This window comes from Flavobacterium sp. (genome assembly GCF_043722275.1).
Lineage (GTDB): Bacteria > Bacteroidota > Bacteroidia > Flavobacteriales > Flavobacteriaceae > Flavobacterium.
In genome coordinates this window covers 1-11,597 of record NZ_JAYSPC010000026.1, presented here as the reverse complement: position 1 = coordinate 11,597, position 11,597 = coordinate 1, and the positions used below count along the sequence as shown (strand labels likewise).

Annotated in this window: 10 protein-coding genes; 6 read left to right on the top strand and 4 right to left on the bottom strand. The window is 30.8% G+C overall.

Annotated elements, in window-relative coordinates; all coding sequences use genetic code 11:
- Positions 1-138 precede the first annotated feature (138 nt).
- From ACHZDT_RS03155 to ACHZDT_RS03140, 4 genes are all read left to right on the top strand, one after another.
- Positions 139-3,591, top strand: a complete 3,453-nt coding sequence (locus tag ACHZDT_RS03155) for a methylmalonyl-CoA mutase family protein (protein ID WP_394773212.1) — start codon at positions 139-141, stop codon at positions 3,589-3,591.
- Positions 3,592-3,741: 150 nt separating this feature from the next.
- Positions 3,742-5,850 carry an AAA family ATPase gene (locus ACHZDT_RS03150; RefSeq protein WP_394773211.1) on the top strand — a complete coding sequence of 703 codons (2,109 nt, stop codon included), beginning with the start codon at positions 3,742-3,744 and terminating at the stop codon, positions 5,848-5,850.
- Positions 5,847-6,746, top strand: coding sequence for a hypothetical protein (locus ACHZDT_RS03145; RefSeq protein ID WP_394773210.1), 900 nt, complete (start codon positions 5,847-5,849; stop codon positions 6,744-6,746). Before ACHZDT_RS03150 ends, ACHZDT_RS03145 begins: the two co-directional genes overlap by 4 nt.
- A gap of 326 nt (positions 6,747-7,072) precedes the next feature.
- A complete protein-coding gene (locus tag ACHZDT_RS03140) occupies positions 7,073-7,237 on the top strand; it encodes a hypothetical protein (RefSeq protein ID WP_394773209.1) in 165 nt (54 codons plus the stop codon).
- A gap of 284 nt (positions 7,238-7,521) precedes the next feature.
- Here ACHZDT_RS03140 and ACHZDT_RS03135 read toward each other — a convergent pair whose 3' ends face one another.
- A complete protein-coding gene (locus ACHZDT_RS03135) occupies positions 7,522-7,839 on the bottom strand; it encodes a hypothetical protein (RefSeq protein WP_394773208.1) in 318 nt (105 codons plus the stop codon).
- A 197-nt stretch (positions 7,840-8,036) separates the two neighbouring features.
- On the opposite strand from ACHZDT_RS03135, the gene ACHZDT_RS03130 reads away from it, so the two are divergent.
- Both ACHZDT_RS03130 and ACHZDT_RS03125 read left to right on the top strand, forming a co-directional pair.
- Positions 8,037-8,456 (top strand): helix-turn-helix domain-containing protein, encoded by a 420-nt coding sequence (locus ACHZDT_RS03130; RefSeq protein ID WP_394773207.1) that lies wholly within the window; start codon positions 8,037-8,039, stop codon positions 8,454-8,456.
- A 112-nt stretch (positions 8,457-8,568) separates the two neighbouring features.
- Positions 8,569-9,177, top strand: coding sequence for a hypothetical protein (locus ACHZDT_RS03125; RefSeq protein WP_394773206.1), 609 nt, complete (start codon positions 8,569-8,571; stop codon positions 9,175-9,177).
- Between the two features lie 57 nt (positions 9,178-9,234).
- Here the strand turns inward: ACHZDT_RS03125 and ACHZDT_RS03120 are convergent, their stop codons facing one another.
- The 3 genes from ACHZDT_RS03120 to ACHZDT_RS03110 all read right to left on the bottom strand — a co-directional run bounded on the left by ACHZDT_RS03120 (position 9,235) and on the right by ACHZDT_RS03110 (position 11,376).
- Positions 9,235-9,621, bottom strand: coding sequence for a secretion protein (locus ACHZDT_RS03120; protein WP_394773205.1), 387 nt, complete (start codon positions 9,619-9,621; stop codon positions 9,235-9,237).
- A 375-nt stretch (positions 9,622-9,996) separates the two neighbouring features.
- On the bottom strand, positions 9,997-10,404 hold the full coding sequence (locus tag ACHZDT_RS03115; protein ID WP_394773204.1) for a secretion protein: 408 nt from the start codon (positions 10,402-10,404) through the stop codon (positions 9,997-9,999).
- Between the two features lie 552 nt (positions 10,405-10,956).
- Positions 10,957-11,376: a T9SS type A sorting domain-containing protein gene (locus tag ACHZDT_RS03110; RefSeq protein WP_394773203.1), complete on the bottom strand. Its 420-nt coding sequence runs from the start codon at positions 11,374-11,376 to the stop codon at positions 10,957-10,959.
- Between the last annotated feature and the right edge of the window lie 221 nt (positions 11,377-11,597).

Genomic DNA, 11,597 nt, shown 5'->3' with positions numbered 1-11,597 from the left:
GATAAATCAAAAAAGTAATTGTATTGTTACCTATATAATTAAAAAATTATTATTTTTTTTGTTAACATAAAGCTTCAAGGATAAACAAATATTAAAATATTTTGTAAATTGCTCCCTTAAAATTATCATATTCATAAAATGGAGCAACAAATACCATACATTCCTAAAAATAAAGTAAGAATTGTTACAGCAGCGTCTCTTTTTGACGGACATGATGCGGCAATTAATATTATGCGTCGTATTATACAATCAACCGGAGTTGAGGTGATTCATTTGGGGCACGATCGCAGTGTTGAGGAAGTCGTGAATACCGCAATTCAGGAAGATGCAAATGCTATTGCAATGACCTCATATCAAGGTGGTCACAACGAATACTTTAAATATATGTATGATTTGCTTCAGGAAAAAGGAGCGGGACATATCAAGATTTTTGGCGGTGGAGGCGGAGTAATTCTTCCAAGCGAAATTGCAGATTTACATGAATATGGTATTACCAGAATATATTCTCCTGATGATGGTCGTTCTTTAGGTTTACAAGGAATGATTAATGATTTAGTGGCACAATCTGATTATCCAATTGGCGATAAGCTAAATGGAGAAATTGATCATATCGAAAATAAAGTTCCTACGGCAATTGCAAGATTGATTTCGGCTGCTGAGAATTTTCCTGAAATTGCAAAACCGGTTTTCGATAAGATACATACTAATAATGCCGATTCTAAAATTCCGGTTCTTGGAATTACAGGAACCGGAGGAGCAGGAAAATCATCACTAGTTGATGAACTGGTTCGTCGTTTTTTAATTGATTTTCCTGAAAAAACGATCGGATTGATTTCTGTCGATCCTTCGAAACGTAAAACCGGAGGAGCACTTTTAGGAGACAGAATTAGAATGAATGCCATAAATAATCCACGAGTTTATATGCGTTCATTGGCAACTCGTCAATCAAATCTCGCATTGTCTAAATATGTTGCTGAAGCGATTCAGGTTTTAAAGGCGGCAAAATACGATTTGATTATTCTGGAAACTTCAGGAATTGGTCAATCCGATACGGAGATTATGGATCATTCTGATGTGTCCTTATATGTGATGACGCCGGAATTTGGAGCGGCAACTCAGTTAGAGAAAATCGACATGCTTGATTTTGCTGATTTAGTGGCTTTGAACAAGTTTGATAAAAGAGGCGCATTAGACGCGATTCGTGACGTTAAGAAACAATACCAGCGCAATCATAATTTATGGGATAAAAATCCTGATGAAATGCCGGTTTTCGGAACAATTGCTTCGCAGTTTAACGATCCGGGAATGAACACGCTTTATAAAGCGATAATGGATAAAATTGTCGAAAAAACAGAATCAAGCCTACATTCGACTTTTGAAATTACGCGAGAAATGAGCGAGAAAATCTACGTGATTCCGCCACATAGAACGCGTTACTTATCTGAAATTGCAGAGAGTAACAGATCTTATGACGAAAGCGCGCTTTCGCAACAAAAAGTAGCACAGAAACTATACGGAATCTTCAAAACCATAGAATCGGTTTCTGGAAAAATTCCGCAAATTAACAAAGCAGGAATTGATGACGATAGCGTCATTCTGAGCGATCCCGAAACTTCGGGAGAAGGACTCACCGAAAATCGTATTTTCTTAAATCTTTTACTGAATCAGTTTGATAAAGTAAAAATGGATTTAGATCCGTACAATTGGGAAATTATTCTGAATTGGTATGAGAAAGTAAACAAATACAAAAATCCGGTTTATACGTTTAAAGTTCGTGATAAAGAAATCAAGATCGCGACTCACACCGAGAGTTTATCACACATACAAATCCCGAAAATTGCTTTGCCTAAATACGAGGCCTGGGGCGATATTTTACGTTGGAATTTACAGGAGAATGTCCCGGGTGAATTTCCGTTTGCTTCAGGATTATATCCGTTCAAGCGTGAAGGCGAAGATCCGTCAAGAATGTTTGCGGGCGAAGGCGGACCGGAAAGAACAAACAAACGTTTTCATTATGTGAGCGCAGGATTACCTGCAAAACGACTTTCGACAGCTTTTGACAGTGTGACTTTGTACGGAAACGATCCTGATATTCGTCCTGATATTTACGGAAAAATTGGGAATGCGGGAGTTTCAATTTGTTGTTTAGATGATGCTAAAAAACTGTATTCAGGTTTTGATTTGGTTCACGCTTTAACATCTGTAAGTATGACCATAAACGGACCAGCGCCAATGTTGTTGGGCTTTTTTATGAATGCAGCGATCGATCAGCAATGCGAATATTACATTAAAGCAAACGAATTAGAAAAAGAAGTTGATGCTAAAATCAACAAAATATATGCAGGAAAAGGTATCGAACGTCCTAAATACCAAGGCGATTTACCGGAAGGAAATAATGGTCTGGGTTTAATGCTTTTGGGCGTTACCGGCGATGAGGTTTTGCCACTTGAAATTTATAATGAAATAAAAGCCAAAACATTATCACAAGTTCGTGGAACAGTTCAGGCCGATATTTTAAAAGAAGATCAGGCGCAAAACACTTGTATTTTCTCAACCGAATTTGCTTTGAGATTAATGGGTGACGTTCAGGAATATTTTATTACCAAAAATGTTCGTAATTTCTATTCGGTTTCTATTTCAGGATATCATATTGCTGAGGCAGGAGCCAACCCAATTACGCAGTTGGCTTTCACGCTTTCTAATGGTTTCACTTACGTGGAATATTATTTGAGCCGCGGAATGAGCATCAACGATTTTGGACCTAATTTATCGTTCTTCTTCTCCAACGGAGTAGATCCCGAATATTCGGTTATTGGTCGTGTGGCACGTAAGATTTGGGCAAAAGCCATGAAAAACAAATACGGCGCCAACGAAAGAGCACAAATGTTGAAATATCATATTCAGACTTCGGGACGTTCGTTACACGCTCAGGAAATTGATTTTAATGATATCAGAACTACTTTGCAGGCTTTGTATGCAATTTACGACAACTGTAATTCATTGCACACCAATGCATATGATGAAGCAATTACAACACCAACAGAAGAATCTGTTCGTCGTGCAATGGCGATTCAGCTGATTATTAATAAAGAGTTAGGTTTAGCGAAAAACGAAAACCCAATTCAGGGATCTTTCATAATCGAAGAATTAACAGATTTAGTTGAATCTGCTGTTTTACAGGAATTTGACCGAATCACAGAACGTGGCGGAGTTCTTGGCGCAATGGAAACAATGTACCAACGTTCTAAAATCCAGGAAGAAAGTTTGTATTATGAAACCCTAAAACACAACGGAGATTTCCCAATTGTTGGCGTAAACACATTCCTGAGTTCAAAAGGTTCTCCTACGGTAATTCCGGCAGAAGTAATTCGCGCCACCGAAGAAGAAAAACAATATCAAATCACGATGCTGGATAATTTACACCAGTTTCACGAAGCAAAAGTAAACGAGCATCTCAACAAACTCCAAGAAGCCGCCATTAAAAACGAAAACTTATTCGACCACTTAATGGAAGCTACAAAGGTTTGTTCTCTTGGTCAGATTACTTCGGCATTGTTTGAAGTTGGCGGGCAATATAGAAGGAATATGTAGAATTTTTATTTTTTTAATATTTGAAACCTCGCAGTAAAATGGGAGGTTTTTTGTTTTTTATGGTTAGAATTTAAAGCTTTACGGTTTTCCTCAATTTTATAGGAATATGTTTCGATATATTAGCTAATAATTGAAAAAATTTAGTGTAATATGAAATTAGTATCTATTTATATTCCCAATGGAACTTTATCACATGTTTTTGGTGATAATCACCAGGGACAGACCTTAAATTTGGGGGGAAAATATTTGTATGAGTTTGAAGAAGAAGATAAAACCATTAAAATTATTCGTGTTCTAGAAAATTCTAATTTTATATGTAATTTTTGGAATAATGATATTTCCCTAGTTAGTGCCCTAGTTGGTAAAAATGGTGTAGGTAAAACTTCAATATTGAGGGCGCTGAATAATGATATTGATCCTGGGAGTAGAAAATTAATTTATGTAATTGAATTAGAAGATGAGATCGCTATAAAAGTAATTAATCAAACAAATAAAGAAGTAAAAAGTGAAATATCTCCTATTGAAGAAGTAATAAAAAATAAAATTTTTGAACCTCTTTTTTATTCGCCCGCGCTAGATTATGATTTAATTGATACATTATCACCAATATCTTTGATTAGTTATTTTAATGATAATCTGGAAAATTATTTTTTAGATTCAGTTATTAGAAATGTTTTTATTTTGAATGATAAAATAATAGATGAACTTAAAAAAATTTATAATGATTTTCCATTTTATGATATTATACAAGTAAGGGTCAAAAAACATCGTAAGTCAAAATTTAGACAACCATATCTGGAAGCAAATTTTGCAAATCCATTTAGGGGTGATTCATTAAAAAATGAGCTAACTGGCTTAATCATGGAGATGGAAAATGATGATTATGAAAAGGAAAACTTTTCAAAAGGTGAAGTAGTTGATATTTTTAAAAGATTTGAAAATTATTTAAAAAGTGAAAGTTTTACAGAACAATTTAACAAAATTTGGGATTTAGAAGATTATAAATATCGTGATGATCAAGGCTATGATTATATTCATAATTCAAATGAATTTATTAAAAATTTAGAAATAACCATACTAAGTTACCTCTTATTAGGTGCAGTTTTTCCACAAACAGGATTAGGTGGAAGTTTTAATTTTAATGAAATTAATACAACAACTAATTTCAATGAAAGAATGGATTTTTTCTTAAAAATGTATTTAAAAAATGAATATGAAATTTTAACAGAAAAAATTGAATACGATTTAGGAGGTATTTATATTGATAATTTTGAAAAGATGATTATAAAAATTGATAATGATATTTGGGAACGAGGTGGAGTCGATGTGAAATCTGTCAGAAACCGAATGAAAAAGCATATTAATAATTTTTATGAAATAAAAAAATTCTATAATTATGTATTTGAATTATTTACTACACAAAAGATCTCTGTCACAGAAAAGGGCTTGTTTTTTTATTTGCAAAAAAATGGAATTGGAATTTTTGAGGAGCTAATTTCGAGATACAAATTAGTATTAAATTCGTTTCCTAATGTTCCAATTTCTATTTCTATTTTGGATTTTAAACCAAATAAAAAATTATCAACTGGTGAAAAGGCAATATTAGATTTTTATGCATCCATTTTTGAATATGTAAGCAAAAATATTAAGCAAGATAATACGAATTACGAGTATTATCTTTTATTACTAGACGAACCAGAATTAGGTTTTCATCCATTATGGAAGAAAAAATTTATAAACGCAATTACTAAAACTTTTCCTATTATATTTTCTAAAATTACCCCTAAGAGATATGATGATAAATTGAAAAAGCATATTGAAATAAGAAAGACTCCAATTATCCAAATAATATTGTCAACACATGATGCATTAACACTTTCGGATTTGCCTAATTCAAATATTATTTATTTAGATAAAAATTTAGATTCAAGTTTTGTTTTACAAAAAATGAATAGACCTCAAAAATCATTTTGGGCTAATATTACAGATTTATTAGCAGATAGTTTTTTTATAGAAGATGGATTGACTGGTGATTTTGCTAAAGAAAAAATTAAAGAAGTGATATCTTGGTTAGAGGATAAGAAGAACAATCAAAACATTGAGTATTATGAAAAGATAATACAAATAATTGATGAACCAATCGTACAACGAAAATTAGCAGAAATGTATGATCATAAAATGAATAGTAGCTTGAGAATTAATGTAATTGAAAAGCAAATAAAAGATCTTGAAGAATTAAAAAAACAAATAGAAAAATGATATACATTCAGAATGATAGTTCCAAGATTATTTTAGCTAGAGATGAATACTTAGATAAGATGTTGCCTCTTATTTTTGATAGAATTGATAATTTAACTGATTTAGTGGGGATAAAATTTTTCGATTTATTAATTAATGATAATCTGGAAAAAATTTTAATAGGTAAGCCTGATGTATTGCTTGAAGTAAATAAAACTTATTCAAACTATCCTGTTATTAAAAAAGCTATAAAATATGTTTTTAATTATGATTGGTTTACTAGTAAATGTGTAAATAGATATGATGCTTACAATTTAGCAGAAGCATTAGATATGAATACATGTACATATTGTAATAGATTATATACAAATACAGTAATTACAGTAAATAAACAAAAAATAATACGACCTCAATTTGATCATTTTTTTGATAAAAAATCAAATCCTTTACTATCATTATCCTTTTATAATTTAATTCCAAGCTGCTCAATATGTAATTCAAATATTAAGCTTGGAAAAGAATTTGAACTAAGTACTCATATCCATCCCTATTTAGATGATATTATTGAAGATTTTAATTTTACATTTGAATTTACAAGTGAAAATAGAAGTGGTTTAAAAATTAAAGTTAATTCTATCGTAGGATCTAAAGAAGAAAAAACTTTTACAGACATGGCTTTAGAAACTGTCTATAACTCACACATTAGCGAATTAAAAGATTTACTAATGCTAAAGGCTAAGTATTCAGATCGTTATTTAACGATTTTAGCTTCAAATATTCTAGGATCATCCGTTGTAACTTCTTCCGAAGAGTTATATCGATTAGCATTTGGAGTTGAATTTGCTAGAGAAGATTTCTATAAAAGACCATTTAGTAAATTTAAAAATGACATTTTAAAAGAACTCAATATTATATAACAATATTGTGGTTATTTTCAAAGGATTTTATCTTTTTTGCGCGCAAGTGAAAATTATTCAACCAAAACCTCATTGTTTTCTGTTATCAATTCAAAAGGAAAAGAATATCCACTAATTTCGAAGATTTGACATTAGAGATAAAATAAATCTTTATCTCCATTTAATAAATTGCTTTTAAAAGTTAGATACTTCAATAAAAAAGTAGTATTTTGCGCACAAAAAAAATGATTTACGAATGAATCTATAAGCTGGTCGGTAGCGATGTATCACAGACGCACCAACTATAATCAGGATTTTGACGGATTTCTCTTTAAAAGAAGATAATTATGATAACAAAAAAATCAAACAACACTGATATTGCCCATAAAAATGAGGCAAAGATTGACGCTAAAATTACTTTTTCAGCAAGCGTTGACAGATTAAAAAATATAAAATTTACTTCTGGTAAGCCAGAAGAGATAAAAAAAGCAAATTTTAAACTTAGTTTTTAAGTTTAAAGAATATAAAAATGAAAGCTCCTCTAATCAGGAGCTTTTTTATTTTGTAGAGTGAGACTTAAATATAAAAACTATTCATTAACAATATCAAATTCACAGCTCGCGACAGCAGAAGAATAAATTCCATTCAGTTTGTCATTTCGACCGAAGGGAGAAATCACATAAAGAAGCTCCACAACAGTGCGTTCTCCCCGCGTGTGATTTCTCCCTTTGGTCGAAATGACAATATTGTGGTTATTTTTCAAAGAATTAATGCTTTTTCTCGCGCAAGTAGAAAATTATTCAACCAAAACCTCATTAATTTCCGTAATCAATTCAAATTCATCTAAAGGAAACATTTCCAAAACCATTTCTAAAATAAGAGGCACATTAATAGGCGAATATTTAATTGTGGTTGAAGGTTGATGGGCATCTTGTTCTAATGCTACAATACATATTTTTATGATTTCGGTAATCGTGCAACCAAGTTCATAATAATTGAGCATTTTAATTTGAGCAATATAATTTCCGGTTTTATCGTGCAACGGAGTTAGAGTATTGCAATATTTGGTAGTTAATTGTCTAAGATTTTCTAATTTAGTTTCGGCTGTTTCCATGATTCTATGGTTTATATTAATTAATTTATAATTGCGTTTTTCGGTTACATATTATAAGTAAAATCTTATATTTGATTAACTCAGCGAAGAAAGCAATAGATCTTTACTGTAGCAAATCATTTTTAGCCGTATTGTACGGAGATAAATATGTTTTTTACATATTACTTATTATTACACTTAATTATTATCTTTGAATTATGAGCACATTTACAAAACCAAATCATATAGGGCGAAAAATTAGCCGTATTCGTGAACTTCGTGATATGAAGCAGGAAGCTTTGGCGCAAGCTTTAGGAACTAACCAGCAAGCGGTTTCGGCTATTGAAAACAGCGAAACTATAGATGAAGAAAAATTGATTGAAGTTGCAAGAGCACTTGGTGTAACGGTTGAAGCAATTAAAAATTTTTCAGACGAAGCTGCAATTAATTATTTCAATACTTTTAATGAAGCTGTAAATAATACGGGTGCATTTAACTTTGGAACAAATCATTGTACTTTCAATCCATTAGATAAATTAATGGAATCAGTTGAAGAAAATAAAAAGCTGTACGAACGTTTATTGCAAGCGGAAAAAGATAAAAACGAATATTTAGAAAAATTACTGGCAGGGAAATGATATTTCTTAAACAGTTTATTCATAAAAAAGCATCAGCTACGGTTGATGTTTTTCTATTTTAATACAAATCTTTCAGAGTATTTTATATTTAAAACCAAATCTTAACATTATAATGAAAATTGTATTAGAAAATAAGGGAATTAAAACAGATACTTTTTATGTACCGCCTTTTGTTTTATATGAAGGCGAAGTTGTTGTTGTGTATTTATCTGGAGGAGGTCATTACTATGATACTGAAATGTTTCTAAAGGATATTTTTTGTGGTAATACAGAACATAAAAATGTAATCGTAAATAAAAAGATGACATTTATTGATTATTTTAGAGAGTCGAACTTTAGAGATATTTTTTTTCCTTCAAGAGTTAACAGGTACATTAAAAAAGACGCAGATCTCACCAATCCTTTTCTTGTAAAATTATTTGAAGATAAATATGTTACCAAGGAAACTAAAATGAATAAATTAGGAGGAACCCAGCGAAAGCTCATAAGATTATATGTAGCTTTTTCAAAAACAAAAGACATAATATTTGATTTAGCGGGACTAGATCCTCAAGGAGCTGAGCTTACATTTAAGATGGTAAAAGAACAGGTAAAGAATGAAGGTTCGGCAATTTTATTGGATAATTTTCCTGATATGAAAGAACATGCATCAAAATATATTGAATTAGAATGGAATGAGGGTTATGTGCCACCACCTAAAAAGAATTTAAATTTTAATTAAAAAAAAGCATCAGCGCTTTGCTGATGCTTTTAATTTTTTGGGCAAAAAAGGTGAGGATTAACGACGAAATGTAGGGCTTTCGTTTACTGATTCGTCTAACTTCACAATTTTTGTTTTTTTAGCAGAAACCATAATTTCATGTTTCGCAACTTTACCTTCTTCTTTTACTTCCAGGATATAAGTTCCGGCAGGAAATGCCTCTAAACTTAAAGTTTTTGAAATCTCTAATTCATCTGTAGCAGATTCTCCTGCATACACTAAATTATTGTTTCCATCATAAATAGAAAAAACTGATTTTTTAACGGTGTTTAAAGTAAAACTAACTACTTTTCCGTTTCCGGTTTTTATATTCAAAATATAATCACCTTTCCCATCAATTGCATAAGTAAAGATTGTTGTTAAAAATACGGCAACAACTAAGCCCATTTTGGTAAAATTTGTCATGTTTTTTTTAATTGTTAATTATTATTTTGGAACGCCCAAAACTACAAATAGAAATTTAATTTATCTGCAATAAAATCACTTTTTTATAGATGTAAATTGCTGAATTAAAGATGTTTCTGCGGTTTATCTGAACTATGTACGTAAATACTGGGCTCTTGGATGTATGAACATGAATATTTTTTAATAGTTTGTAAATCAACTTTTTATATTTATTAAGAATAGTTTTCGAAAAATAATTTTACTACAACTTTTAGGTGAAAATTGGGCATAAAAAAACAGCTCAATAACCACAATGAGCTGTTTTAAAAACGATTATATCGTTTTAAACTTTACTAACTATCTAACCTCACTTTATACTGTATGCAGTATAATTTTTTAGCGTACTGCTACGCTTGTGTTTTTAGCCGAATAACCTGGCTTGTAAGCTGATGAAACTGCTTTTGTCGATAATACAGTTGCATCATCACTAACAGTAATTTCATGTCTCACTTTTTTAACATTATCTTCAGCTTCTAAAAAGTAAGTTCCTGCCGGAAATTCTTCTAAGCTAAAAGTTCTCAAAATTCCTTCTTTACCTGAAGCGCTTTCAGAATAAATTAAATTACCATCTTTATCATAAATAGCAAGGTTAGCTTTTTGCACTTTATTTAATGCAAATGTTATTAGCTTTCCGTTTGCTTTTAATACATGAAGATTAAAATCTTCATTCCCATCAATTGCATAAGTACTCATTCCTGAAAAAAGTACTGCACATACTAAACTTAATTTTAAAATCTTTTTCATGACCTTGTTTTTTTAAATTAATAGCTCTAATTCTCTGATGCTAAATTAGTTCGGATATCGATGTTTTTACACAACTCTGTTTTCCAATTTCGATGCTGTATTCTCATTTACGAAACCGTTATAGGTTAATTTTTGAATTATATTTACCGTTTTTGTTAATATGGTTATTATTTTTTAATGTTTTCCTTAAATTAAGATAATGTAAATTTATCTGTATTTCTTACAAAAATATGTTGCGATAAAAAGTTTAACCGAAAAAAATTTACCGCAAAGTGTGCAAAGTTTTTTTGAAGGATTTTATATATATACAAAGTTCGCGATCCCGAAGCTTCGGGATTGCGAACTTTGTGTTTTTCACTCGTACTGCAAAATAAAATCTTCGCGCCCTTTGCGGTAAAATCTCATTTCAAACTGAATCGCCTTTGAGGTTAAAAAAAATAAAGCACAAAAAAAACAGCTCAATAACCACAAAGAGCTGTTTCAAAACAATCACGTTTTTAACTTTACTAACTATCTAACCTCATTTTTATACTTTATGAGAGTATAAACTTTTTAGCGAACTGCTACGCCTGAATTTTGCGCAGTAGAATTTGCTTTATATGTTGACGAAACTGCTTTTGTTGATAATACTGATGCATCATCTGTAATTGTAATTTCGTGTCTTACTTTTTTAACGCTGTCTTCTACTTCTAAGAAGTAAACTCCTGCTGGAAATTCTTCTAAACTAAAAGTTCTTAAAATTCCTTCTTTACCTGTAGCATTTTCAGAATATATTAAACTTCCGTTTTTATCATATATACTAAGGTTTGCTTTTTGAACCTGATTTAAAGCAAACGTAATTAGCTTTCCGTTAGCCTTTAATACGTGAAGGTTGAAATCTGCATTTCCGTTATCATTTCCATCAATTGCATAAGTGCTCATTCCTGATAAAAGTACTGCACACACTAAACTTAATTTTAATATCTTTTTCATAATGCTTTCGTTTTAAATTTCTAGTTCGATTTTCTGATGCTAAATTACTTCGGATATAGATTTTTTTACACAACTCTATTTTCCTATTTATGTGCTATATTCTCATTTGCGAAACCGTTATAGGTTAAATTTTGAATTTTATGAGGTGTTTTTGTTAATTCGGTTATTATTTTTCAATGTATTTGTAAAAATTAATATTTCATAAATATTCTATTATTCTT

Bases quoted from the DNA above. Each gene is read 5' to 3' on its own strand.
- ACHZDT_RS03125 (WP_394773206.1), top strand. From the start codon at position 8,569: ATGAAAATTGTATTAGAAAATAAGGGAATTAAAACAGATACTTTTTAT.
- ACHZDT_RS03150 (WP_394773211.1), top strand. From the start codon at position 3,742: ATGAAATTAGTATCTATTTATATTCCCAATGGAACTTTATCACATGTT.
- ACHZDT_RS03120 (WP_394773205.1), bottom strand. From the start codon at position 9,621: ATGACAAATTTTACCAAAATGGGCTTAGTTGTTGCCGTATTTTTAACA.
- ACHZDT_RS03130 (WP_394773207.1), top strand. From the start codon at position 8,037: ATGAGCACATTTACAAAACCAAATCATATAGGGCGAAAAATTAGCCGT.
- ACHZDT_RS03155 (WP_394773212.1), top strand. From the start codon at position 139: ATGGAGCAACAAATACCATACATTCCTAAAAATAAAGTAAGAATTGTT.
- ACHZDT_RS03115 (WP_394773204.1), bottom strand. From the start codon at position 10,404: ATGAAAAAGATTTTAAAATTAAGTTTAGTATGTGCAGTACTTTTTTCA.
- ACHZDT_RS03140 (WP_394773209.1), top strand. From the start codon at position 7,073: ATGATAACAAAAAAATCAAACAACACTGATATTGCCCATAAAAATGAG.
- ACHZDT_RS03145 (WP_394773210.1), top strand. From the start codon at position 5,847: ATGATATACATTCAGAATGATAGTTCCAAGATTATTTTAGCTAGAGAT.
- ACHZDT_RS03135 (WP_394773208.1), bottom strand. From the start codon at position 7,839: ATGGAAACAGCCGAAACTAAATTAGAAAATCTTAGACAATTAACTACC.
- ACHZDT_RS03110 (WP_394773203.1), bottom strand. From the start codon at position 11,376: ATGAAAAAGATATTAAAATTAAGTTTAGTGTGTGCAGTACTTTTATCA.